The following is a 26313-nucleotide window of genomic DNA, read 5'->3' on the forward strand; positions in this document are numbered from 1 at the left end:
CACGCATGTTAAGGGTAGGAAAAAAAGAGAATGGCGAAGAGAGATTATTACGAGGTTTTAGGCGTCAGTAAGGGCGCCGATGAACGTGAAATCAAAAAGGCCTATAAACGCCTGGCAGTAAAGTATCACCCGGACCGTAATCAGGACGAGAACGATACCGGTGAAAATTTTAAAGAAGTTAAAGAAGCTTACGAAATTCTGACTGACCCACAAAAACGTGCAGCATATGATCAATATGGTCATGCAGCCTTTGAACAAGGTGGCATGGGCGGCGGCGGTTTTGGTGGTGGCGGTGGTGCTGATTTTAGCGACATTTTTGGTGATGTTTTCGGTGATATCTTTGGTGGTGGCCGCCGTCAGCGTGCTTCCCGTGGTTCCGATCTACGCTACAACATGGATCTGACACTGGAAGAAGCCGTGCGCGGCGTGACTAAAGAAATTCGCATCCCAACGCTGAATGAGTGTGATGTTTGCCACGGTAGTGGCGCTAAGCCGGGAAGTTCGCCAGTCACTTGTTCGACTTGCCGTGGTGCAGGTCAGGTACATATGCGCCAAGGGTTCTTTACCGTCCAGCAGGCATGTCCTACTTGTCAGGGTAATGGTCAAATCATTAAAGATCCTTGCAACAAGTGCCATGGGCATGGCCGTGTTGAAAAATCCAAAACACTGTCGGTTAAGATCCCCGCCGGTGTTGATACCGGTGACCGCATTCGCTTAAGTGGCGAAGGTGAAGCGGGTGAACATGGCGCGCCAGCAGGTGATTTATATGTTCAGGTGCAAGTTAAAGCGCACCCAATCTTCGAACGTGAAGGCAATAACCTGTATTGTGAAGTGCCAATTAACTTTGCTATGGCAGCCTTAGGCGGCGAGATTGAAGTCCCAACGCTGGATGGCCGGGTTAAGCTGAAAGTCCCAGCAGAGACCCAAACCGGCAAGCTGTTTCGCATGCGTGGCAAAGGTGTTAAATCTGTGCGTGGCGGAAGTCAGGGTGACCTGTTATGCCGTGTTGTGGTTGAGACACCAGTCCATCTGAGCGAAAAACAGAAACAGCTACTGCGTGAACTGGAAGAGAGTTTCGTCGGTGCTGCGGGTGAGAAAAATAGTCCCCGCTCTAAAAGCTTCTTAGATGGCGTTAAGAAATTCTTTGACGATTTGACTCGCTGATCAATGAGTTGTTAATCGGCTAAGAAAGTGCAAGAAAACGAAAAATCCTCGATTAACGTCGGGGATTTTTTTCATCATCGACTAAATATATATGTGAAGTAAATCATCAATGGCTCGGTTTTTTCGATCATTTGATGTCATAAAAACGACTTTTTTCGAGTTGAAGACTATCTTAAAATTGATGCATTGATTCGCCGGGCACAGGCTCACTGTCCGATGTAAGGAGTTATTCATTGTGACAAACATGATCCGTCAATTTTTACGCCAAGAGGCCGCGGGTGGGCTGATTCTAATTTTTGCTGCCACCGTCGCTTTATTTATGGCTAACAGCCCCCTATTTAGCATTTACCAATCATTTCTTGATGTACCGGTATCGGTAAAGATAGCCTCGCTGGATATCAGCAAGCCACTATTACTGTGGATTAATGACGGTTTAATGGCGATATTCTTCCTGATGATTGGGCTGGAAGTTAAGCGCGAACTGATGGAAGGTTCGTTAGCTGGCCGCGATAAAGCGGTTTTTCCGGCCATAGCAGCATTAGGTGGTATGCTGGCACCGGCTTTGATTTATCTATTATTTAACGCTGCTGATGAGGTTACCCGCCAGGGCTGGGCAATTCCTGCGGCTACTGATATCGCCTTTGCGTTAGGTGTGATGGCTCTGTTGGGGAATCGGGTTCCAACCAGTCTTAAAGTCTTTTTACTGGCGCTGGCCATTATTGATGACTTGGGTGTCATCATCATTATTGCGTTGTTCTATACCCACGAGGTTTCACTGCAAGCCTTAGGCATAGCTGCTGCGGCTATTGCGCTACTGGCTTACATGAATTGGCGTGGGGTAGGGAAAACCTCTGCCTATCTACTGGTGGGATTGGTATTGTGGGTCTGCATCCTCAAATCAGGTGTGCATGCGACCTTAGCCGGGGTCATTGTCGGCTTTATGATACCGTTGCACACTAAAGATAAGCGTTCACCGTCAGAATCGCTCGAACATGGTTTGCACCCATGGGTTGCTTATTTGATCTTGCCACTGTTTGCGTTTGCCAATGCGGGGGTTTCATTGCAAGGCGTTTCACTCGCTGGATTGACATCGCTATTGCCTCTGGGGATTGCGAGCGGTCTGTTTATTGGTAAGCCACTGGGGATTTTCCTCTTTAGTTGGCTCGCGGTTAAGTTAGGGGTGGCTAAACTACCTGACGCGATAAACTTTAAGCAGATTTTTGCGGTGTCGGTGCTATGCGGTATCGGTTTTACTATGTCGATATTTATTGCGTCGCTGGCATTTGATGGCGCCGATCTCGCTTTGCTTACCTATTCTAAGTTGGGCATATTATTAGGCTCCACCACCGCAGCCATTGTGGGTTATAGCTTGTTGCGTATGGCCTTGCCAGCAACAAGAAAAATAACTCGCTGATTACTATTTGAATGACCAGTGCCGCTCGTAAAGGTACTGGTGTTCTACCTGATGGATTTCTAGGCTTACCGTCAGAACAGGGAACGTTTAGTCGTGCATGAGGTTATATACACCCTAAATAATTCGAGTTGCAGGAAGTCGGCAAGTGAAAGGCAGATTGGTTGTAAACCATTTTGAACGCTGCCAATGCACATGCAACTTGAAGTAGGACGGGTATATCTGGCTCGCCGATATGTTAAGGGGATAACAACATGCGAATGTCACATATCAATTTCAATCATCTTTATTACTTTTGGCAGGTCTGTAAAGAAGGTTCAGTCGTCGGTGCAGCAGAAGCATTATTCCTGACGCCACAAACAATTACCGGGCAAATTAAAGCGTTGGAAGAGCGTCTGGGGGGGAAGTTATTTAAGCGACAAGGGCGAGGCTTGGTGCCATCAGAGTTGGGGCAGTTGGTCTTTCGTTATGCGGATAAAATGTTCATGCTTAGCCATGAAATGCTGGATATCGTTAATTATCGCAAAGAATCTAATCTACTTTTCGATGTTGGTGTTGCCGATGCATTATCCAAGCGCTTGGTGAGCCAGGTTCTGGAAACGGCTGTCGTTGAGAACGAAAAGATTCATCTGCGCTGTTTTGAATCGACCCACGAAATGCTGCTGGAGCAGTTGAGTCAGCACAAACTGGATATGATTCTGTCCGATTGTCCGGTTGATTCCAGCCAACAAGAAGGGTTGTTCTCTGTCAAACTGGGCGAATGCAGCGTGAGTTTTTATTGTCGTCAGCCGATCCCTGATTTACCTTTCCCTGCTTGTTTACAGCAAAAGCGTTTGTTGATACCGGGCCGTCGTTCCATGCTTGGGCGCAAATTGCTGAACTGGATTAACAGTAAAGGGCTACAGGTAGAGATTTTGGGTGAGTTTGATGACGCGGCACTGATGAATGCTTTCGCTATTTATAACAATGCTATTTTTGTTGCACCGACAATGTACGCTGCTGATACCTACGCTAAAGATGACCAGATAGTCGAAATTGGCCGCTTAGACAGTGTGCAGGAAGAATATTATGTGATTTTTGCCGAGCGTATGATCCAACATCCGGCAGTGCAGCGGGTATGTAACAAAGATTTTTCCGCGCTCTTTAGTGGCTAAATAGCCACGTTACCTTGCAAACTACAGCTGTGTTGATTGCACTCGTTCATAAATATGTCAGCTTATCGGGATTAATGAGTGCCACCCTAGGGGCTGACATAAATGCTGTCACCTCGGGTTTATACCAATTTGTCATTTGATGGCTGACTTTCTGCGTTTTGAACTCTATAGGCTATAAATGGGTCTTGCCGTGAATAGGCTAAATTATAAGCAATTCAAAAAATAGATATAAAAAAACCGGCCTAGGCCGGTCTTTTTACTAAGCAATCGACGTAATGCAATTACTGCATTGCGTTGATTTGCGCGACTAAGTTTGACTTATGGCGCGCTGCTTTGTTTTTGTGGATCAGACCTTTACAGGACTGACGATCCACGATTGGTTGCATTTCATTAAATGCTTTTTGCGCTGCGTCTTTATCGCCAGCTGCAATTGCCGCATACACCTTCTTAATGAAGGTACGCACCATTGAGCGACGGCTAGCGTTATGCTTGCGGCGTTTCTCAGACTGTACGGCGCGTTTCTTAGCTGATTTGATATTAGCCAAGGTCCAACTCCCAAATATATTCTATTGAGGACAATTCAAAGGCCGAGGAATATGCCCTTTTAGCCTTCGTTTGTCAATGGATTTGTGCAAATAAGCGCCGTTTGTACGGGCGGCACTTGCTACGTTGTGATGGAGCGGGATTTTACCAGCTTCGCACTGCGGAATACAGTCTTTCGAAAGAAAAATCCACAGTTCACTGCCTTGAAGGGATTCGACGGTGGTTCTTGTAAAAATCTCAGCCTGCTTCTGTATTCAAACTCCGTGCGCATTCTACAGGATAAAGTCAGTAAAAGGGATTTTACCTGCACAATATTGGCAAAATGGTATGACTTTCGGTTAAAGGTACCAATCGCGGGTTAACCTTAACGGCTGTACAAGGTATAATCCGGCGATTTCCACTGTTTTGAGCCAGCTATGGAGCTAATTCGCGGTATACATAATATCCGGGCACGCCACCATGGTTGCGTGCTAACTATCGGTAACTTTGATGGTGTCCATCGTGGACATCAGGCCTTATTGGAGCAGCTAAAGTGTGAAGGTCAGCGCTTGGGCTTGCCCGTAATGGTTATGATATTTGAACCGCAACCACTGGAATTGTTTGCAGCGGACAAAGCACCAGCAAGGCTAACGCGCCTGCGGGATAAAGCCAGATATCTGGCTGAGGCCGGCGTTGATTATCTGTTGTGCGTAAAATTTGATCCGCGTTTTGCAGCTAATACTGCGCAAGCTTTTGTTGCTCAGTTGCTGGTAGAGAAGTTGGGTGTTAAGTTTTTAACTGTTGGTGATGACTTCCGCTTTGGCGCAGAGCGTCAGGGGGATTTTCAACTGTTACAGCAAGCCGGTGCTGAATTTGGTTTCGATGTTATCAGCACAGATAGCTTTTGTGATGGTGGGTTACGCATTAGCAGCACCGCAATTCGTCAGGCACTTTATAATGACGATTTGATGTTGGCTGAGGCGTTGCTTGGCCACCCCTATAGCATTTCCGGCCGAGTGGTTCATGGTGATGAACTGGGGCGCACGATTGGCTTCCCCACGGCGAATTTGCCATTAAAACGTTTAGTCGCTCCGGTGAAAGGAGTGTATGCGGTTGATGTGTATGGCTTGGGTCCAGAGCCATTACCCGGAGTTGCCAACATTGGTACCCGGCCTACCGTTGCTGGTGTTCGCCAGCAACTAGAGGTTCATCTGCTGGATGTAACTATGGATCTTTATGGGTGCCATATTGACGTGGTGCTCCGCGCGAAACTGCGCAACGAACAGCGTTTTGCTTCGCTCGATGCCCTGAAGCAGCAAATCGCCCATGATGTGGTGACGGCCCGAACATTTTTCGGGCTAAAGACACCGGTTTAATATTTCTAGCCGAAACGGAACCGAGAATCTAATGAGTGACTACAAGAATACCCTGAACTTGCCTGAAACAGGGTTCCCGATGCGCGGCGATCTGGCTAAGCGTGAACCTGACATGCTGAAACGTTGGTATGAGCAGGATCTGTACGGGATTATTCGTACGGCCAAGAAAGGTAAAAAAACCTTTATTTTGCACGACGGCCCTCCTTATGCGAACGGCAACATTCACATTGGTCACTCTGTTAACAAAATTCTCAAAGACATTATTGTTAAATCGAAAGGAATGGCGGGTTACGACTCTCCTTATATTCCAGGGTGGGACTGCCATGGTTTGCCGATTGAGTTAAAAGTTGAACAGTTAATTGGTAAGCCGGGCGAGAAAGTCAGTGCCGCAGAGTTCCGTACTGCTTGCCGTAAATATGCGGCTGAGCAGGTTGAAGGTCAGAAGAAAGACTTCATCCGCCTGGGGGTATTGGGCGATTGGGACCATCCTTATCTGACGATGGATTTCAAAACTGAAGCCAATATCATTCGTGCATTAAGCAAAATCATTGATAACGGTCACTTGCACAAAGGCGCGAAGCCAGTGCATTGGTGTACTGATTGTGGTTCGTCACTGGCTGAAGCAGAAGTTGAATATTACGATAAAACCTCACCTTCCATTGATGTGCGCTTTAATGCCGTCGATGTAGCGGCTGTTGCCACCAAATTTAATGTTTCGGCGATTAAAGGCCCGATTTCACTGGTTATCTGGACGACAACTCCGTGGACCTTGCCCGCTAACCGTGCGATTTCACTGAATGCTGAATACATTTACCAACTTGTTCAGGTTCATGGCGAATGCCTGATTCTGGCAGAAGATCTGGTGGAAAGTGTCATGAAGCGCGCAGGGATTGCTGAATGGACGGTATTGGGGAGCTGCAAAGGCTCTGATTTGGAACTGCTGCGTTTCAATCATCCGTTTATGGGCTTTGATGTTCCGGCAATTTTAGGTGATCACGTTACACTGGATGCCGGTACTGGTGCAGTTCACACAGCACCTGGTCACGGCCCGGATGACTTTGTTATCGGCCAGAAATACGGTTTAGAAGTTGCCAACCCGGTGGGGCCGAATGGCTGTTATTTGGCGGGGACGTATCCTACTCTGGACGGCATGTTCGTGTTTAAAGCCAACGATGTGATTGTTGAGCTGCTACGTGAAAAAGGCGCACTGCTGAAAGTTGAAAAACTGGTTCACAGCTACCCGTGCTGCTGGCGTCACAAAACACCGATTATCTTCCGGGCTACACCGCAATGGTTCATCAGCATGGATCAAAAAGGTCTGCGCAAGCAGTCGCTGGAAGAGATAAAAGGCGTGCAGTGGATCCCCGAATGGGGCCAGGCGCGTATCGAAACCATGGTAGCAAATCGCCCAGACTGGTGTATTTCGCGTCAGCGTACTTGGGGGGTGCCAATGTCTCTGTTTGTGCACAAAGAGACTGAAGCACTACATCCACGCAGCACTGAGCTGATGGAAGAAGTCGCCAAACGCGTTGAGCAAGACGGCATTCAGGCATGGTGGGATCTGGATCCTGCTGAAATTTTAGGTGCCGATGCTGCTGATTACATCAAAGTGCCAGACACCTTGGACGTATGGTTCGATTCCGGCTCAACCCACTCTTCTGTGGTCGACGCGCGCCCAGAATTTGGTGGCCATAGCCCTGATATGTATCTGGAAGGTTCTGACCAACACCGCGGCTGGTTTATGTCTTCACTGATGATTGCGACCGCGATGAAAGGCAAAGCGCCTTATCGCCAAGTGCTGACTCATGGATTCACCGTTGATGGTCAGGGGCGTAAAATGTCCAAATCCATCGGGAATACTATCAGCCCGCAAGATGTGATGAACAAACTGGGTGGTGACATTCTGCGTCTGTGGGTGGCATCAACCGATTACACCGGTGAGATCGCGGTTTCTGACGAAATCCTCAAACGCTCTGCTGACTCTTATCGCCGTATCCGTAACACTGCGCGCTTCTTGCTGGCGAATCTAAATGGGTTTGATCCTGCGCTGCATCAGGTGAAACCGGAAGATATGGTAGTCGCGGACCGCTGGGCAGTCGGCCGTGCCCAGGCAGCTCAAGCTGAGATCATGGCAGCGTACGAAAGTTACGATTTCCACTTGGTGGTGCAGCGCTTGATGCAGTTCTGCTCGGTTGAGATGGGGTCCTTCTATTTGGATATCATTAAAGACCGTCAGTACACCGCGAAAGGCGACAGCGTTGCCCGCCGCAGTTGCCAGACCGCGTTGTTCCATATCGCAGAAGCATTGGTGCGCTGGATGGCACCTATTATGTCCTTTACCGCAGATGAGATCTGGAACCAACTGCCAGGCAGTCGTCCACAGTATGTCTTCACTGAAGAGTGGTATGACGGTCTGTTCGGGTTGGCGGGTGATGAAAGTATGAACGATACTTTCTGGGCCGAGCTGTTAAAAGTCCGTGGTGAAGTCAACAAGGTGTTAGAGCAGGCCCGTAGTGATAAGCGTATCGGTGGTTCATTGGAGGCGGCAGTTACCTTGTTCGCCGAGCCTGAACTGGCTGCGCGATTGAACAGTTTGCAAGATGAATTGCGTTTTGTGCTGTTGACCTCAGCTGCGAAAGTTGCCCCTTATGCTGATGCGGGTGATGATGCGCTGCAAAGTGAGTTGATTGCCGGGCTGAAAATCACCTTTAATAAGGCTGATGGTGAGAAGTGCCCGCGTTGCTGGCATTACACTCAAGATGTCGGTTTGGTAGCGGAACATGCTGAATTGTGCGGCCGCTGTGTCACTAACGTTGCCGGAGACGGTGAAGAGCGTAAGTTCGCCTAATGAGTAAACCTATTTGTTCGACCGGATTGCGCTGGTTATGGCTGGCGGTATTGGTGGTTATTTTGGATCTCAGCAGCAAACAGTGGGTCATGACCCACTTTGCCTTGTATGAGTCAGTGCCGCTGATCCCGTTTTTTAACCTGACCTACGCACAGAATTTTGGCGCAGCCTTTAGCTTCCTTGCCGATAAAAGTGGCTGGCAGCGTTGGTTCTTTGCGGGCATAGCTATTGGTATTTCAGTGGTATTAATGGTGCTGATGTATCGCTCTACTGCCAAACAACGCCTGCTCAATTGTGCTTATGCTCTGATTATTGGTGGGGCATTAGGTAACTTATTTGATCGCATGGTGCATGGTGCGGTGATCGATTTTATCGATTTCCACGTCAATAACTGGCATTTCCCAACCTTTAACATCGCCGATACCGCTATCTGTATCGGTGCTGCGTTGGTTATCTTTGAGGGTTTTTTAAGCCCTGCTGAAAAAACGGCCATGAATAAAGGTGAATGAGATGTCCGAGCGTGTACCCGCTAATCAAGTACAAAACCATTTTGTACAAGACAAGAGCGCCGTATTGGTGCACTTCACTCTGAAACTGGAAGATGGTTCAACGGCGGAATCAACACATATTCACGGCAAACCTGCGCTGTTTCGTTTAGGTGATGACAGCCTTTCTGATGCACTTGAGCAGCAGTTAATTGGTTTGAAAGTAGGTGATAAGCATGCTTTCACTTTACAACCTGAAGATGCGTTTGGTTTGGAAAGCCCTGATCTGATTCAGTACTTCACCCAGCGTGACTTTGCTCAAACCGGCGTGCCAGATGCCGGTACTATTATGCTATTTACCTCCCGTGATGGCAGTGAAATGCCAGGTGTGGTGCGGGAAGTGGCGCAAGAGTCTATTACTGTTGATTTTAATCACCCGTTGGCAGGGCATTCCATTAGCTTTGAAATTGAAGTGTTGGAGATTGACCCGCAACAGGAGGCAATGCATGCAGATATTGCTGGCTAATCCACGCGGCTTTTGTGCCGGAGTTGATCGGGCTATCAGTATTGTTGAACGCGCGATCGAAATGTATGGTGCGCCAATCTATGTGCGCCATGAAGTGGTACACAACCGTTATGTGGTTGATAGCTTGCGTGAACGTGGTGCTATCTTTATCGAGGAGATTTCAGAAGTGCCAGATGGCTCTATTCTGATTTTCTCGGCCCATGGCGTGTCGCAGGCTGTGCGAGCAGAAGCTCGTGAGCGCAAGCTTACTATGCTGTTTGACGCAACCTGCCCATTGGTGACCAAAGTTCATATGGAAGTCGCACGTGCTAGTCGCAAGGGTAAAGAAGCCATCTTGATAGGCCACGCCGGTCACCCGGAAGTGGAGGGTACCATGGGGCAATACAGCAACCCGAAAGGGGGGATGTATCTGGTTGAATCACCTGATGATGTCTGGGCTTTGCAGGTTAAAGATGAGAACAATCTGTGCTTTATGACACAGACGACCTTGTCGGTTGATGACACCTCTGCAATTATCGATGCCTTACACCAGCGTTTCCCGAAGATTGTCGGTCCACGCAAAGATGATATCTGCTATGCCACGACCAACCGGCAAGAAGCGGTGCGCAATCTGGCTAATGATGCCGATGTGGTCTTAGTGGTTGGCTCGAAAAACTCCTCTAACTCTAATCGGTTGGCTGAGTTGGCACAGCGGATGGGTAAGCCTGCTTATCTCATTGATTCAGCGGCCGATATACAAGAGTTATGGTTACAGGGGGCTGCGTGTATCGGTGTTACCGCTGGCGCATCTGCTCCCGATATTCTGGTACAGCAAGTTATTGCGCGCTTGCAAGCTCTCGGTGCTGGTGGGTCTATCGAACTTAGTGGCCGTGAAGAGAGTATCGTCTTCGAAGTACCTAAAGAATTACGTGTCGATGTAAAACAGATCGACTGATTGATACCGTGCTTCAACGTTAAAAAGCAGCCCTCAGTGGCTGCTTTTTTATGGGTGTATTTCACCATAACTGCATGAATATGCGAAATAACCGCATTATGCCAGATGAAGTGTTACCGCGTATTTAAGGAATTAAGTGGTTTCACTGATAAAAGCATGCGTATATCATTTTTTTCTAATACAGATTAAATAGGCTGGCAGAGTCCATAGCGGGCGGCTAATCTGAACCTTGGTCAGGGTAGATGACACAATATGAGAGGAAGTATGACTGATTCAACAATTCGTATCGCTGTTGTCGGCGCGGGCGGCCGTATGGGCCGACAACTTATCCAGGCAATTACTCACACTGAAGGTGTGGTGCTGGGGGCTGCTGTTGAACGTGTTGGATCGACATTAGTGGGGAGTGATGCTGGCGAACTGGCCGGAGCGGGGTTGTTAAAAATCACAGTAAGTGATGATTTATCTAATGTAATTGATGATTTTGATGTTTTGATCGATTTTACCCGGCCTGAGGGCACGCTGGAGCATTTAGCCATTTGTCATCAATATCGTAAGGCGATGATAATTGGCACTACTGGCTTTGATGATGCAGGTAAAGAAGCAATCAGGGCTGCGGCAACGGACATTGCTATTGTGTTCGCTGCCAATTTCAGTGTTGGGGTTAATGTGGTGCTAAAGCTGCTAGAGAAGGCAGCGAAAGTGATGGGTGACTATACCGATATCGAAATAATCGAGGCACATCATCGGCATAAAGTTGATGCACCTTCAGGTACCGCGCTGGCGATGGGGGAGGCAATTGCTGACTCATTAGGGCGTTCACTGAAAGATTGCGCGGTTTATAGCCGTGAAGGTCATACCGGCGAACGCAAACCCGGCACTATTGGTTTCGCAACCGTACGTGCTGGCGATATTGTTGGAGAGCATACGGCTATGTTTGCTGATATTGGCGAGCGCGTTGAAATCACACACAAAGCGACCAGTCGCATGACTTTCGCCAATGGCGCGGTTAAATCGGCTATTTGGGTGTCAATGCGGGATAATGGCTTATTTGATATGCGTGATGTATTGAATTTGAATGAACTTTAAAGATGTAAAGCACAGCCAGTGATGTGGTTGTTTTTATCATAATAGTTTGATAACAGGGCAATATTTTATTGTCCTTTTTTATTTGTATTTATAAATAACATGTTTAGCTTATATTGTTTGTGTAATCTGTTTTTTGTTGTGTTTTTACTGTTTTTTTTCGTCTTTAAATCCCTTCTTTAGATATTGGTAGTGATTTTTACTGCCCCAGAGCGATATTTCTCAGTCACTACACCTCGCAACCGTTTACTATGTTAAGTTAGCATGTGTTTTTACCGCTATAATCCACTCATTTTAATGAGAACGGTAAAAAACAGAGAAAAAATGGCACTTTGGCTAGACAAGAGCGTCACTCATCATTAAAATGCGCCCAATTTGCCAAAAATTAGCTTTGAGGGCGGTTTTTGCATTGATTTAGATCGCTAGATATGAATTAATATGCAAATAATGTGACTGTTTATTCCTTGGAGGATGTTTTGATTAAGTCAGCGCTATTGGTTCTCGAAGACGGAACCCAATTTCACGGTCGGGCCATCGGGGCAGAGGGTACGGCAGTGGGGGAAGTGGTCTTCAATACGTCGATGACCGGTTATCAAGAAATCCTCACTGATCCTTCCTACTCCCGCCAGATCGTTACTCTTACTTATCCTCATATCGGCAATGTCGGCACTAATGCTTCCGACGAAGAATCCTCCGCAGTACACGCCCAAGGTCTTGTTATTCGCGACCTGCCTTTGATTGCCAGCAACTACCGTAATGAAGAAGGCTTAGCTGAGTATCTCAAGCGCCACAACATTGTTGCGATTGCTGATATCGATACGCGTAAGCTGACACGTTTGCTGCGTGAGAAAGGGGCACAAAACGGCTGCATTATTGTGGGTGATTTGTCTGATGCCACTTTAGCACTAGAAAAGGCGAAAGCATTCCCGGGCCTGAAGGGGATGGATCTGGCAAAAGAAGTGAGCACGAAAGAGCGTTATGACTGGTTGCAAGGTAGCTGGACTCTGGAAGGTGACTTACCTGCGGCAACGCCACCAGAAGATTTGCCATTCCATGTGGTGGCATACGACTACGGCGTGAAGCGCAATATTCTGCGCATGCTGGTGGATAGAGGCTGTCGTCTGACGGTAGTTCCGGCACAGACACCGGCAGAAGAGGTGCTGAAGCTGAACCCAGATGGCATTTTCTTATCCAACGGCCCAGGTGACCCAGAACCATGTGATTATGCTATCGCGGCCATTAAGCGTTTTCTGGAAACTGACATTCCGGTGTTCGGCATCTGTTTAGGCCACCAATTACTGGCGTTGGCCAGTGGTGCAAAAACGGTAAAAATGAAGTTTGGTCACCACGGTGGCAACCATCCGGTGAAAGATTTAGATGCCGATTGCGTGATGATCACCGCACAGAACCACGGTTTTGCGGTAGATGAAACCACATTGCCATCCAACCTGCGAACTACGCATGTTTCTTTATTCGATGGTTCTCTGCAAGGGATTCACCGTACTGATAAAGCCGCATTTAGCTTCCAGGGGCACCCAGAGGCCAGCCCAGGCCCGCATGATGCAGCGCCATTGTTCAATCACTTTATCGAACTGATTGAAGCTTACCGCGCAACAACTGCAAGCCGTAACAGTAGCCATACCAATAAATAATCAGGAGCGTCAAACCATGCCAAAACGTACAGATATAAAAAGCATCCTGATTCTGGGCGCTGGCCCAATCGTTATCGGCCAGGCCTGTGAGTTTGACTACTCCGGTGCCCAGGCTTGTAAGGCACTGCGTGAAGAAGGTTACCGTGTCATTCTGGTGAACTCCAACCCGGCAACCATCATGACTGACCCGGAAATGGCCGATGCCACTTATATCGAGCCAATCCACTGGGAAGTGGTACGCAAAATTATTGAAAAAGAGCGTCCAGATGCCGTTTTGCCCACTATGGGTGGCCAAACCGCACTGAACTGTGCGCTGGAGCTGGAACGCAAGGGCGTTCTGGCTGAGTTCGGTGTCACCATGATTGGTGCCACTGCCGATGCTATCGATAAAGCAGAAGACCGCCGTCGCTTTGATATCGCGATGAAGAAAATTGGTTTGGACACTGCACGTTCAGGTATCGCGCACAATATGGAAGAAGCACTGGCCGTAGCGGCTGATGTGGGCTTCCCTTGTATTATCCGCCCTTCCTTTACTATGGGTGGCACCGGCGGCGGTATCGCGTATAACCGTGAAGAGTTTGAAGAGATTTGTGAACGTGGGCTGGATTTATCGCCAACCAAAGAGCTGTTGATCGATGAGTCACTGATTGGTTGGAAAGAGTATGAGATGGAAGTTGTGCGCGACAAAAACGACAACTGCATCATCGTCTGCTCCATCGAAAACTTCGATGCGATGGGTATCCACACTGGTGACTCGATAACCGTTGCTCCAGCTCAGACTCTGACTGATAAAGAATACCAAATCATGCGTAATGCCTCGATGGCAGTGCTGCGTGAAATCGGCGTAGAAACCGGTGGCTCCAACGTGCAGTTCTCGGTTAACCCGAAAAATGGCCGTTTGATTGTTATCGAAATGAACCCACGGGTATCCCGTTCTTCCGCTCTGGCCTCTAAAGCAACCGGCTTCCCGATTGCTAAAATTGCCGCCAAGTTGGCAGTAGGTTACACGCTGGATGAGTTGATGAATGATATCACTGGTGGCCGCACGCCGGCCTCCTTTGAGCCATCTATCGACTATGTTGTGACCAAAATTCCACGTTTTAACTTCGAAAAATTTGCCGGTGCGAATGACCGTCTGACCACACAGATGAAATCGGTCGGCGAAGTGATGGCGATTGGCCGCACCTTGCAGGAATCGCTGCAAAAAGCCTTGCGCGGTCTGGAAGTTGGCGCGACCGGTTTTGACCCGAAAGTGAGTTTGGATGACCCAGAAGCACTGACTAAAATTCGCCGTGAGTTGAAAGAAGCCGGTTCTGATCGTATCTGGTATATCGCCGATGCTTTCCGTGCAGGCATGTCGGTTGATGGTGTTTTCAATCTGACTAACGTTGACCGCTGGTTCCTGGTGCAGATTGAAGAATTGGTTCGTCTGGAAGAGAGCGTGGCAGAGTGCGGTATCAATGGCCTGAATGCTGATTTTATGCGCCAGTTGAAGCGCAAAGGCTTTGCCGATGCCCGTTTGGCAAAATTGGTCGGCGCGGCGGAAAGTGAAGTGCGTAAGCTGCGTTACAAGCAGGGTTTGCATCCGGTTTATAAGCGTGTAGATACCTGTGCGGCTGAATTCTCTACCGATACCGCTTACATGTACTCAACCTACGAGGAAGAGTGTGAATCCAACCCAACCAGTGATCGTCCGAAAGTGATGGTACTGGGCGGCGGCCCGAACCGTATCGGTCAGGGTATTGAATTCGACTACTGTTGTGTACATGCGTCACTGGCGCTGCGTGAAGACGGTTACGAGACCATCATGGTGAACTGTAACCCTGAAACAGTTTCGACCGACTACGATACCTCTGATCGCCTCTATTTCGAATCTGTCACCCTGGAAGATGTGCTGGAAATCGTGCGTATTGAGAAGCCGCAAGGCGTTATCGTGCAGTACGGTGGTCAGACTCCATTAAAATTAGCACGTGAACTGGAAGCCGCCGGTGTTCCTGTTATCGGTACTAGCCCAGATGCTATCGACCGTGCAGAAGATCGTGAGCGTTTCCAACAGGCGGTAAATCGTCTGGGCTTGAAACAACCCGCGAACGCGACGGTTGCTACTATCGAACAAGCCGTAGAGAAAGCCACGGGTCTGGGTTATCCACTAGTGGTCCGCCCATCGTATGTCTTGGGTGGTCGCGCGATGGAAATCGTTTATGACGAAGTTGACTTGCGCCGCTACTTCCAAAATGCAGTGAGTGTCTCCAACGATGCACCAGTGCTGTTGGATCGTTTCCTCGATGACGCTGTTGAAGTGGATGTTGATGCCATTTGCGACGGTGAGCGCGTGTTGATCGGTGGCATTATGGAGCACATTGAGCAAGCAGGGGTGCACTCCGGTGACTCAGCCTGTTCATTGCCCGCTTACACCCTGAGTAAAGAAATTCAGGATGTGATGCGCCAACAAGTTGAAAAACTGGCGTTTGAACTCTGCGTGCGCGGTTTAATGAATGTGCAGTTTGCCGTAAAGAATAACGAAGTTTATCTGATTGAAGTTAACCCTCGAGCAGCCCGTACCGTACCATTTGTGTCTAAAGCCACCGGTATGCCACTGGCAAAAATCGCCGCACGCGTGATGGTGGGGCAGTCATTGGCAGAGCAGGGTATTCTGGAAGAAATTATTCCGCCTTATTACTCGGTAAAAGAAGTGGTATTGCCGTTTAACAAGTTCCCAGGTGTGGATCCGATTTTAGGGCCAGAAATGCGTTCTACCGGTGAAGTGATGGGGGTGGGCCGGACCTTCGCTGAAGCTTTCTCTAAAGCGATGCTGGGCAGTCAATCGGGCATGAAAAAGAGTGGCCGCGCACTGTTATCGGTTCGTGAGGGAGATAAACACCGGGTGGTTGACTTGGCTGCCAAGTTGCTCAAACAGGGCTTTGAATTGGATGCAACCCACGGTACTGCGGTGGTTCTAGGCGAGGCAGGGATAAATCCACGCTTAGTCAACAAGGTACATGAAGGTCGTCCACACATTCAGGACCGTATCAAGAATGGCGAATATACTTATATTGTGAATACAACGGCAGGGCGTCAGGCGATTGAAGATTCTAAACTGATTCGCCGTAGTGCTTTGCAATATAAAGTGCATTACGACACCACCTTGAATGGTGGCTTCGCAACCGCAATGGCTTTGAATGCGGACCCTACCGAGCAAGTGATTTCAGTACAAGAAATGCATGCCAAGATTAAGAATATGAAAGCTTAATTTGGGCGCTAAGAAAGGGGGCGATGGAAACATCGCCCTTTTTTATGCTTACTATTTATAAAATCGCGCTTTTTACCCGCATAAACAGTATTTTTTATGCGCAGAAGTATTATTCATAAACGATAGTATTGTTCATAAACAACATTGGTGAAGATCAATGTTCGTGCGGGTTGTGGATAGTAGCTTATAGCCAGGCGTTAACAATCGGCGCAGCTAGCTTAATGCAACTTTGATACCCAGGCCGATTAACAGGCCGCCCAGTAATTTATCGACAACTTTTTGCACTTTCGCCAAACCGCGACGTACCGGCGCACTTTGAATCAGAATTACCAATAGAGGCCACCAGATAACGGCCAGTAGCCAGATGATTGAGGCGTACCACAGTTTCTCACCCACGCCGGAGTCTATCTGTAATATTTGTGTGAAAACGGCGAGAAAGAAAAGAGTCGCTTTGGGATTCAATAAATTGCAAAGATATCCCTGCAAGAATGCGGCTTTCAGCGTGACGGGATATTGTGCAGTGTTATCGATACTAAGCTTACTATCTCCTCGTGATAGCAGTGCCTGGATACCAATCCAGATCAAATAACCGGCTCCGGCATATTTCAGCAGGTTGAATAGCCATGGTGTGGTAGTGATAACAACTGCCAGGCCAGCCACGCAATAAGACATATGTGTCGCAACACCCAAAATTACGCCAAGGGCTGTCATCATGGCTGCGGGGCGGCGATAGCGGGCAGCATTTTTGATTACCAGAAAGAAATCTGGCCCGGGGGAGAGCATGCCCAAGGTAGCAAGGGTGGCAACAAATATAGAGGTTTCAAGCATAAGGATTACCGAGTGATAGTGGTGCTATCTGGCGATCATAACGCCACTTGGCTCCCTCTGCATTATTCTTATTTGTTATCTGTGGTGGTTTGGTTATCAGTAGTGATGGGATTGCAACAGATGTCTTTTACTTTTTGACGGATAGCGATGCACGAATATGAGCCTGGAAAATGTAATAAACAGTGATGTTTCGCATCAACAGCAGCGAGAGATTACGCGATTGTGCATCAAATGCGCCCTAATGCTGTTGCAGCATGGGGCTGAAAGTATGCTAGTTGAGCAGCTATCTGCACGGCTTGGTATGGCTCTGGGGATGGACAGCGTTGAGAGTTCTATCTCGGCTAACGTAATCGTGTTGACCACTATCAGCGAAGGTAACTGCCTGACATCTACCCGTAAAAATACCGATCGTGGCATCAATATGCAGGTAGTCACTGAAGTACAGCATATTGTGATTATGGCGGAGCATCGCTTATTGGATGCAAAAGATGTGGAAAAACGCTTCGAGCATATCAAACCTCTGCGTTATCCGCGCTGGCTGGTCGTTGTGATGGTGGCGCTCTCTTGTGGCTGTTTCAGTAAATTAAACGGTGGTGGTTGGGATGCGTTTTCCATTAGCTTTTTAGCCAGTGGGTTGGCGATGTTTGTTCGCCAGAGTCTGACGATTAATCATATGAATCCGCTGATTAATTTCTGTATCACTGCTTTTGTTGCCACATCCGCATCCGGTTTGTTGATGCGTTTACCGTTTTTCCAGGAAGCATCCAGCGTGGCGATGGCGGCCAGCGTACTGCTACTCGTGCCTGGGTTCCCGCTGATTAATGCGGTAGCCGATATGTTTAAGGGCCACGTTAATACCGGTTTGGCCCGTTGGGCGATGGCAAGTTTATTAACGTTATCAACCTGCATTGGGGTGATATTCGCGATGGCGTTATGGGGATTGCGGGGGTGGTAATGAATTTACTTTGGGCATTATTACAAGACATGGTGTTGGCGGCTATCCCGGCACTGGGTTTTGCTATGGTATTTAATGTGCCGGTACGGGCATTGCGTTACTGCGCATTGCTGGGAGCGGTCGGGCACGGTTCGCGTATGTTAATGATCCATTTTGGTATGAATATCGAGCTGGCTTCATTATTGGCTTCAATTATGATTGGCGTCATCGGGATTAACTGGTCACGTTGGTTGCTGGCACATCCAAAAGTTTTCACTGTCGCGGCTGTTATTCCTATGTTTCCGGGTATTTCCGCCTATACCGCAATGATATCGGTCGTTGAGATTTCTCACTTGGGTTATAGCGAAGCGTTAATGTCCACGATGGTGACCAATTTCTTGAAAGCGTCATTTATTGTTGGAGCGTTGTCGATTGGTTTATCTTTGCCAGGATTATGGTTATATCGCAAACGTCCTGGTGTATAAGACTTTTTTTCTGCTCTGTTCATGTATCAGGCTAAGAGCAATCTTATATGTGTGATTAGCCTGCTTATCGCTATCGACGCTTGATTAGGCTTTACGTATAGTGTGAGCAATTTTTCGGTACTGGCTCTTGTAGCCTACAGGGTTTAAAAATGATTATCAGCCTGATCGCTGCGTTGGCGGCGGATCGCGTTATTGGTATGGAAAACGCCATGCCATGGCACTTACCGGCTGATTTAGCGTGGTTCAAACGTAACACGTTAAATAAACCGGTAATTATGGGTCGTAAGACCTTCGAATCAATCGGTCGTCCTTTGCCGGGGCGGTTGAATATTGTTATCAGTAGCCAGCCGGGTACTGATGAGCGCGTGACCTGGGCTACGTCAATTGAAGAAGCTCTCTCTTTCGCTGGCGACGTAGAAGAAGTTATGGTGATGGGGGGGGGGCGGGTCTATAAGCAATTCTTAGCTCGCGCGAATCGTATGTATCTTACCCATATCGATGCGGAAGTAGGGGGGGACACTCATTTCCCTGACTATGAGCCGGATGAGTGGGAAAGCACATTCAGTGAGTTTCATGACGCAGATGAAGCGAACTCGCACAGCTATTGTTTTGAGATCCTTGAGCGCCGCTGATTATTGCTACCATCCCAAATAAGACCTGCCTGCCTCAAACAAGAACGGCACCAACAATAAAGGCGCATATTATGCGCCTTTATTGTTTAACATATAATTATCAGTATGTTACAGATAACTAAAGGGATCTTTTGCCGCTGCTATTTCATCAGTGTTACTTACTTCTGCTTCCACTTTGAATGCATGCTGTGTGAAATAGCGTTTATCTTCCCAGCGCAGCAGCGTTAAATCGCCGCCCCAGCAACAACCGGTATCCAAGCCATAAATACCTTCAGGAACACCTTTTCCTTCCAGCGACGCCCAGTGACCAAAAATAATTGAATAGTCAGGGGAGACCAATCTTGGCAACTCGAACCAAGGCTTGAGTGGAGCGGGGGCATTTTCTGGCGTATCTTTACAGATCATATCCAACTGCCCGTTCGGGAAACAAAAACGCATGCGGGTCAGTGCATTAGTACTAAAACGCAAGCGTGCTAGCCCGGATAGCTCTGGTGACCAGTTATTCGGCATATCGCCGTACATGGCATCGAGGAAGAGTGGATAGCTATCACTACTTAATACCGCCTCCACTTCACGTGCACACATTTGGGCGGTTTCAATATCCCATTGAGGTGTTATCCCGGCATGAGCCATGATCAATTTTAATTCATCATCAACTTGTAAGACCGGTTGGCGACGCAGCCAATTAATCAACTCATCAGCATCCGGCGCCTCAAGCAGTGGAGTAATACGATCTTTGGGTTTATTACGGCTGATACCGGCATAAACGGCCAGTAAATGCAGGTCATGGTTACCCAGAACCATACGAACAGCAGGCCCTAATGAGCGGACATAACGTAAAACATCCAGTGATGCTGGGCCACGGGCAACTAAATCACCGGTTAACCACAAAGTATCCTGCTGCGGATCAAAGCTTACCTGTGCTAATAGCGCAAGCAGCTCATCGAGGCAGCCATGAACATCGCCAATAAGATAAGTAGACATAGTTGAAAGATCAGAGTTAATGGATCAGTGCTGGGATCGCTAAGCGGAACACCGGAATTGCAGTACGGAAGGGCTGACCAAGGTGATCAACCATCTCATAATGCCCTTCCATGGTACCCAGCGGGGTTTCCAGTACAGCACCGCTGGTGTATTGAAACTCATTACCTGGCTGGATCAATGGCTGTTCGCCGATGACCCCTTCACCCTGAACTTCAGTCTGCCGGCCATTACTATTAGTGATTAACCAATAACGGCCAATCAGTTGCACATTTGAACGACCCAAATTGCGTATCGTCACGGTATAGGCGAAGACGAAACGTTCTTCATCAGGTATCGACTGGGTTTCCACATAGATACTTTGCACCTGTACACAAACGCGGGGCTGTTCAATCATAATGTGCTCCTGCTTATTCTTGCGGTGTCGATTGAGCTGAAAGCCAGTTAGCCAGCTTACAGTATTGCGCTACCGAAATATTCTCTGCCCGTAATATCGGGTCAATACCTAATTCGATTAACTGCTCTGGGGTGAATAGATCACCTAAGCTGTTACGCACGGTTTTTCTGCGCTGATTAAATGCTTGCGTGGTAATGCGGCTAAGCATACGAACGTCACCAACCGGATTCGGCATGTTGACATGCGGAATCAAGCGCACCACGGCCGAATCAACTTTTGGCGCGGGGGTAAACGCCGTTGGCGGTACTTCTAGCACCGGGATAACATTGCAATAGTATTGCGCCATCACCGTCAGTCGGCCATACGCTTTACTATTAGGTCCTGCGACCAGACGATTAACCACTTCTTTTTGCAACATGAAATGCATGTCACGAATAGCATCAGTATAGCTGAAAAGATGGAACATCAGCGGGGTGGAAATGTTGTATGGCAAGTTACCAAACACACGTAATGGCTGCCCAGCAAGCTCTGCTAACTCAGAAAAATTAACTTTCATCGCATCTTGTTGATGGATGGTTAGCTTGTCTTTCAGTTGCGGATGGCTGGCTAAACGAGCCGCCAGATCGCGATCAAGCTCGATCACCGTCATATGATCCATACGCGCAGCAACAGGTTCAGTCAATGCCCCTAAACCGGGACCTATTTCAACTACGGCTTCGCCAGGAACGGGGTGAATTGCAGAAACAATACTGTCGATGACAAACTGATCGTTTAAAAAGTTTTGTCCAAAGCGTTTGCGGGCAAAATGCCCTTGGTGGACTCTATTATTCATTGCTGTTATTTATCATTTTAATGGCTAAGTTTAATGCCGTAATGAAACTGCCAACATCGGCAGAACCGGTTGCGGCGAGTTCTAAAGCGGTACCGTGATCCACAGAAGTGCGGATAAAAGGCAAACCGAGAGTGATATTTACTGCCCGGCCAAACCCTTGATACTTCAGCACTGGCAATCCTTGATCATGATACATCGCCAGAACCGCATCTGCATGTTGTAGATATTTAGGTTGAAATAGGGTGTCTGCTGGTAGAGGGCCGATAAGATTTATACCTTGCTGACGCAGTGCATCTAGTGCAGGAATAATGGTATCGATCTCTTCATGGCCCATATGGCCACCTTCACCTGCGTGAGGATTCAGTCCGCACACATAAATCTGTGGTTGGCTAATGCCAAATTTGGTTTTCAGGTCGCTATCAAGAATCGTGATCACTTCATGCAGGCTAGCTTGGGTGATCGCGCCAGGTACGGCCAGCAGAGGTAAGTGGGTTGTCGCCAATGCCACACGTAACTCTTCAGTTGCCAGCATCATCACTACCCGTGGGCAGAGGCAGCGATCTGCAAAAAACTCGGTGTGTCCGATAAAAGGGATGCCAGCATCATTGATAATACTTTTTTGTACCGGGCCGGTGACCAATGCAGAAAATTCCCCGCTTATCGCGCCATCACAAGCCTTGGCCAATGTTTCCACAACATAGTGGCTGTTTTGGACGTCGAGTTTGCCGGGGATCACCTCTGTGGCCGTTTTTACCGGTAAGATAGTCAGTGACCCCGCTTGTTGCGCTAACGCAGGCTTGCTGGCTTGATATTCACGTAACTGCAAAGGCAGATTAAGCTGACGGGCCCGAGCAAGTAGCAAGGCCGGATCGGCACACACCACTAACTCAACAGGCCAATCCTGTTGAGCCAGAGCGACGACTAAATCTGGCCCGACCCCGGCTGGCTCACCGGGGGTAATAACAATACGATTATTGTGGTTGTGCATTACTACCATCAAGAATTTTTACATAAGCAGCAGCACGCTGCTCTTGCATCCAAGTTTGAGCTTCTTCAGCAAATTTACGGCTAAAGAGCATACGGTATGCCTTGTCTTTCTGTGCTGCATCAGTCTTGTCTACCTGACGTGTATCGACAACCTGAATTAAGTGCCAGCCGAAAGAAGAGTGAACCGGTGCACTGATCTCACCTTTTTGCAGTTTCATCAGCGCATCACGGAACGCCGGGTCATAAATATCTGGTGATGCCCAACCTAAGTCACCGCCTTGCATTGCAGAACCAGGATCCTGAGAGATCTCTTTGGCAATAGTGGCGAAGCTGGATTTACCACTCTTAATATCTGCCGCCGCTGCCGCTAACTTGGCACGAGCCTGATCGTCGGTCATTACCGGTGAAGGCTTCAGCAAGATGTGGCGGGCGTGAACTTCAGTCACGGAAACGGTCTTATCCGCACCACGGATATCATTTACTTTCAGGATGTGGAAACCGACACCAGAACGGATTGGCCCGACAACATCACCTTTGTTCGCAGTTTGTAATCTTTCAGCAAACAAAGAAGGCAGTTCCTGTAATTTGCCCCAACCCATCTGGCCGCCTTTCAGCGCCTGAGAGTCCGCCGAGTTGGCGATAGCCAATTTACCAAAATCAGCGCCGCCTTTAATGTCGGAGACTAATTTATTAGCCAGCTCTTCAGCCTGATCAACTTGCTGCTGAGAGGGATTTTCTGGCAATGGGATAAGAATGTGGCTGAGGTTCAGTTCAGCATCACCGCTGGTCTGGTTCCCAACTTGTTTGGCCAATGACTCAACTTCCTGTGGCAGGATAGTTATTCGGCGGCGTACTTCGTTGTTACGCACTTCAGAAGTCAGCATCTCTTTACGGATCTGCTCGCGGTAAGTGTCATAATTCAGGCCATCAGCAGCCAGACGACTACGCATCTGAGCGGGAGTCATGCGGTTTTGCGCAGCGATATCAGCAATGGCTTTATCCAATGCTTCATCACTGATAGTAATACCCATCTTCTTCGCCATCTGTAACTGGATATTATCCATGATCAGACGCTCAAGAATCTGATGACGTAACGTCGCATCATCAGGAACTTGTTGCCCAGACTGCTGTGCATTCAGTTTCACGGATTGTAACAGACCGTCAACGTCACTTTGCAAAACGACGCCGTTATCAACCACTGCGGCAACTTTATCAACTTCTTGTGGTGCTGCGAACGCGGTATTGGCACAGACAACCAATCCGAGAATAAGCGTTCTCCAGTTCTTCATACCTTTTCCATTTATGTAATCCGCTTTAGCGGGTTAAAATTCACTGTATTCAGTGTGTTACACAGTATCAGAATGCACTTTGATAAGGCAGAATGCCTGAGCGCAGCATTTGTGCAGTACCCAGGTTGTGGTCGCTGCTCAGACCACGTAATTCGATGTTAAAACCAATCTTGTTATCATACTTACTGGCTTCTGTTTGTGAATTCCAGCCAGTAATTTTACGTTCATAGCCCACGTTTATTGCCCAGCAGCACGTGTTGTATTGTAAGCCAACTAACTGGCTAGCGGGCTGATTGGCTTTGGTATCGTAGTAATAAGCACCGACTAGTGCCCAACGATCCGCAATCGGCCAACTGGCGGTAGCACCAATCTGAGAAATGCCTTGCTGATAACCAGGACTTTTTACATTTGGTACTGCTGCCTGAATATATTCCGGGCTGGCATAGCGGTAATTCAATTGCATCATACGCTCTGAGTCTTTTCTATACTCCATTACCGCGTTACCCAGGGTCAAACTCCCCAAGCGGGTATCATACTGCACGCCACCTTTTAGGCCCACTTGATCACTGATACGCCAGAATGTATCACCAGCCCAAACAAGGCTACCAGTATCATCACTGTTATCAATTGTTTCGCTATTACCGGTACGCGAACGGCTGAAGTAATAGATTTGACCCACAGAAGCATTAAAACGTTCAACCAGCGCATCATCATATATGCGTGAAGTTAAACCGGTAGATACCTGATTCGCAGACGCTATACGGTCCAGGCCACTATAGGTACGGTCACGGAACAGTCCCGAGTAGTCTGACTGCATCAGCGTGGTGTCGTAAATATAGATATCATCCTGATTGCGGTATGGAACATAGAGATACTGCATTCGTGGTTCGAGTGTCTGGGTGAAGCCTTCACTCCAATCCATTGGCCGATCAAATACCACTTTGCCATCAATTTTAAATTGCGGCATCACCCGGTTAATCGAGTCTTTCAGATCAGGAACCGTCGCGTCCTGCCCATTCTGGTTTTTGTAATTACCGGCAAAACCATTTGGGATATCCTGCTGATAATGGGTTGCCAGTAATTTGGCTTCGGTATTCAGGCTACCCCAACCGTTGGACAGTGGTAGGTTAATCGCCGGTTCAATATGGAAGCGGCTGGCTTCTGGGTTTTCTGGATTGACGCTGGTGAATTTGGCGGCTTGACCGTAAACATGCAGATCAAACAGGCCAATATCATTTTTATAGTAGTTCATATCCAACTGAGGTTGGGCACGGTAAGCATTATTATTACCGGCGTTAGTAAAGACTTGGAACTGTTTAGAGGACAAGGTGGCATCCCAGTTTTGATCAGCATAGCCAACGCTGAATATTTGGGTTGCATAGCCGTCAGTGGTCGATCCGTATTGCGACGTTAAATCAGTAAAGTAATCTGGGTCACTAACACGGGTATAGTTGACGTTGAAACGCCAGACTTTATCCATCACACCGGAATGGCCCCAGTAGTACAACCAGCGGGTGGCCTCTTTATCGGTACCATCGGTGCCGTGGTATAAGCGATCACTCGGTAGCCAGTCTAATGCCATGGTGCCGCTGCCCGGAGCCAGCAAGTAGCGGAACTCGTTCTGCCACTGTAACCCACGCCGTTCCATGTAGTAAGGCGTAATTGTAGCATCGAAGTTGGGCGCAATATTCCAGTAGTATGGCAGCATAAATTCGATGCCGTTATTACTGGTATATTTAGCATTAGGGATCAGGAAGCCTGAGCGGCGTTTATCACCAATCGGTAATTGCATATAAGGACTGTAGAACACCGGTACTTTGCCAATCTTAAAGCGGGCATTCCAGATTTCTGCTACTTCTTCTTCGCGGTCATGAATAACCTCAGAACCCACGACACTCCAGCTATTATCACCTGGTAGACAGGAGGTAAACGTCCCATTTTCTAATATGGTGTAACGGTTCTGACCTCGTAACTTCATTAAATCCGCATCACCACGCCCTTGACGGCCAACCATCTGATATTTGCCTTTATCCATATCAGTGTCTTTGGTATTCAAGTTTGACCAGCCTTTCGGGCCTTTCAGCTTGATTTGCGGATCGTCATAATTAACGTCGCCAGTGGCCGTGACAGTACGAACCGGGATAGCTTCACCAGGTTTTTGTACCTGCGTCAGTTCAACCTGATTCGCGGTCAGGGTGCTATTGCCCTGCTGGACAATGACATTGCCGGTGAACAAGGCATTATCGGGATAATTGGCTTCGGTTTTATCCGCATTAATACGGACCGGTAGCTGATTCGGATCACCGCTGACCAATGGCTGGTCATAGGTGGGTACACCAAGCATACATTGCTCAGCGAGGCCGGCCAGCGATTGCTGGCTATATAGTGCCGTCCATATCAATGTGGCCAGCAGTGTTGGGAATCTTTTTTTCATACGCGGTTTTGGTGTTCCGTCATCGGGGGGCATCATGCCGGCAAACGGTCTGAGACTATATTACTCATCACAGTTGCGCTAGCGTTAAATCCGGCCGTTTGCACGTCTC

General features: G+C 48.1%; 22 protein-coding genes. 14 read left to right on the top strand and 8 right to left on the bottom strand.

Translation table 11 applies throughout. The features are described 5' to 3' along the window. Nucleotides 1–30 precede the first annotated feature (30 nt). The 3 genes from dnaJ to nhaR all read left to right on the top strand — a co-directional run bounded on the left by dnaJ (nt 31) and on the right by nhaR (nt 3729). A complete protein-coding gene (gene dnaJ, locus V1956_RS05790; RefSeq protein ID WP_083160619.1) occupies nt 31–1164 on the top strand; it encodes a molecular chaperone DnaJ in 1134 nt (377 codons plus the stop codon). Between the two features lie 235 nt (nt 1165–1399). After that, nucleotides 1400–2578: a Na+/H+ antiporter NhaA gene (nhaA, locus tag V1956_RS05795; protein WP_372557972.1), complete on the top strand. Its 1179-nt coding sequence runs from the start codon at nt 1400–1402 to the stop codon at nt 2576–2578. A 251-nt stretch (nt 2579–2829) separates the two neighbouring features. Then, entirely contained in the window at nt 2830–3729 is a 900-nt protein-coding gene (gene nhaR / locus V1956_RS05800) for a transcriptional activator NhaR (RefSeq protein WP_083160614.1), read from the top strand. Between the two features lie 281 nt (nt 3730–4010). Here the strand turns inward: nhaR and rpsT are convergent, their stop codons facing one another. Continuing rightward, on the bottom strand, nt 4011–4274 hold the full coding sequence (gene rpsT / locus V1956_RS05805; protein ID WP_002220715.1) for a 30S ribosomal protein S20: 264 nt from the start codon (nt 4272–4274) through the stop codon (nt 4011–4013). 414 nt (nt 4275–4688) lie between these two features. Here rpsT and ribF point away from each other — a divergent pair, with 414 nt between their 5' ends. From ribF to carB, 8 genes are all read left to right on the top strand, one after another. Further along, the gene (gene ribF, locus V1956_RS05810; protein WP_442824898.1) at nt 4689–5627 is read left to right on the top strand and encodes a bifunctional riboflavin kinase/FAD synthetase; all 939 of its coding nucleotides are present in this window, start codon (nt 4689–4691) and stop codon (nt 5625–5627) included. A gap of 31 nt (nt 5628–5658) precedes the next feature. Further along, nucleotides 5659–8475: an isoleucine--tRNA ligase gene (ileS, locus tag V1956_RS05815; protein ID WP_442824899.1), complete on the top strand. Its 2817-nt coding sequence runs from the start codon at nt 5659–5661 to the stop codon at nt 8473–8475. Continuing rightward, nucleotides 8475–8984, top strand: a complete 510-nt coding sequence (gene lspA, locus V1956_RS05820; RefSeq protein ID WP_372557975.1) for a signal peptidase II — start codon at nt 8475–8477, stop codon at nt 8982–8984. The genes ileS and lspA overlap by 1 nt, the downstream gene beginning before the upstream one ends. A gap of 1 nt (nt 8985) precedes the next feature. Beyond that, nucleotides 8986–9486: an FKBP-type peptidyl-prolyl cis-trans isomerase gene (gene fkpB, locus V1956_RS05825; protein ID WP_442824900.1), complete on the top strand. Its 501-nt coding sequence runs from the start codon at nt 8986–8988 to the stop codon at nt 9484–9486. Beyond that, nucleotides 9467–10420, top strand: a complete 954-nt coding sequence (gene ispH, locus V1956_RS05830) for a 4-hydroxy-3-methylbut-2-enyl diphosphate reductase (protein WP_372557977.1) — start codon at nt 9467–9469, stop codon at nt 10418–10420. The genes fkpB and ispH overlap by 20 nt, the downstream gene beginning before the upstream one ends. A gap of 264 nt (nt 10421–10684) precedes the next feature. Further along, on the top strand, nt 10685–11506 hold the full coding sequence (dapB, locus tag V1956_RS05835; RefSeq protein WP_442824901.1) for a 4-hydroxy-tetrahydrodipicolinate reductase: 822 nt from the start codon (nt 10685–10687) through the stop codon (nt 11504–11506). Between the two features lie 473 nt (nt 11507–11979). After that, on the top strand, nt 11980–13155 hold the full coding sequence (gene carA / locus V1956_RS05840) for a glutamine-hydrolyzing carbamoyl-phosphate synthase small subunit (protein ID WP_420072208.1): 1176 nt from the start codon (nt 11980–11982) through the stop codon (nt 13153–13155). 16 nt (nt 13156–13171) lie between these two features. After that, nucleotides 13172–16405, top strand: a complete 3234-nt coding sequence (carB, locus tag V1956_RS05845) for a carbamoyl-phosphate synthase large subunit (RefSeq protein ID WP_005192981.1) — start codon at nt 13172–13174, stop codon at nt 16403–16405. Between the two features lie 213 nt (nt 16406–16618). On the opposite strand, the gene V1956_RS05850 is transcribed toward carB, so the two are convergent. Next, nucleotides 16619–17233, bottom strand: coding sequence for a LysE family transporter (locus V1956_RS05850; RefSeq protein WP_372557980.1), 615 nt, complete (start codon nt 17231–17233; stop codon nt 16619–16621). Between the two features lie 157 nt (nt 17234–17390). Between V1956_RS05850 and V1956_RS05855 the strand changes: the two genes are divergently transcribed. The 3 genes from V1956_RS05855 (at nt 17391) to folA (ending at nt 19284) form a co-directional block, all read left to right on the top strand. Then, complete coding sequence (locus tag V1956_RS05855; RefSeq protein ID WP_442824902.1) at nt 17391–18188, top strand: threonine/serine ThrE exporter family protein; 798 nt, start codon at nt 17391–17393, stop codon at nt 18186–18188. After that, complete coding sequence (locus tag V1956_RS05860) at nt 18188–18652, top strand: threonine/serine exporter (protein ID WP_193784728.1); 465 nt, start codon at nt 18188–18190, stop codon at nt 18650–18652. Before V1956_RS05855 ends, V1956_RS05860 begins: the two co-directional genes overlap by 1 nt. Before the next feature lie 149 nt (nt 18653–18801). Further along, nucleotides 18802–19284, top strand: coding sequence for a type 3 dihydrofolate reductase (gene folA, locus V1956_RS05865; protein WP_083160596.1), 483 nt, complete (start codon nt 18802–18804; stop codon nt 19282–19284). Between the two features lie 108 nt (nt 19285–19392). On the opposite strand, the gene apaH is transcribed toward folA, so the two are convergent. The 6 genes from apaH to lptD form a co-directional block, all read right to left on the bottom strand. Then, on the bottom strand, nt 19393–20268 hold the full coding sequence (gene apaH / locus V1956_RS05870) for a bis(5'-nucleosyl)-tetraphosphatase (symmetrical) ApaH (RefSeq protein WP_083160594.1): 876 nt from the start codon (nt 20266–20268) through the stop codon (nt 19393–19395). A gap of 16 nt (nt 20269–20284) precedes the next feature. Beyond that, nucleotides 20285–20662, bottom strand: a complete 378-nt coding sequence (gene apaG, locus V1956_RS05875) for a Co2+/Mg2+ efflux protein ApaG (protein ID WP_083160592.1) — start codon at nt 20660–20662, stop codon at nt 20285–20287. Between the two features lie 13 nt (nt 20663–20675). After that, nucleotides 20676–21494 carry a 16S rRNA (adenine(1518)-N(6)/adenine(1519)-N(6))-dimethyltransferase RsmA gene (gene rsmA, locus V1956_RS05880; RefSeq protein WP_083160590.1) on the bottom strand — a complete coding sequence of 273 codons (819 nt, stop codon included), beginning with the start codon at nt 21492–21494 and terminating at the stop codon, nt 20676–20678. After that, on the bottom strand, nt 21487–22482 hold the full coding sequence (gene pdxA, locus V1956_RS05885) for a 4-hydroxythreonine-4-phosphate dehydrogenase PdxA (RefSeq protein WP_420074403.1): 996 nt from the start codon (nt 22480–22482) through the stop codon (nt 21487–21489). The genes rsmA and pdxA overlap by 8 nt, the downstream gene beginning before the upstream one ends. Then, nucleotides 22466–23770 (bottom strand): peptidylprolyl isomerase SurA, encoded by a 1305-nt coding sequence (gene surA, locus V1956_RS05890; protein ID WP_372557983.1) that lies wholly within the window; start codon nt 23768–23770, stop codon nt 22466–22468. Before surA ends, pdxA begins: the two co-directional genes overlap by 17 nt. Before the next feature lie 67 nt (nt 23771–23837). Next, nucleotides 23838–26204, bottom strand: a complete 2367-nt coding sequence (gene lptD / locus V1956_RS05895; RefSeq protein WP_420074404.1) for an LPS assembly protein LptD — start codon at nt 26202–26204, stop codon at nt 23838–23840. Nucleotides 26205–26313 lie beyond the last annotated feature (109 nt).

The sequence above is a fragment of the Yersinia sp. 2540 StPb PI genome, assembly GCF_052217165.1.
Lineage (GTDB): Bacteria > Pseudomonadota > Gammaproteobacteria > Enterobacterales > Enterobacteriaceae > Yersinia > Yersinia enterocolitica_E.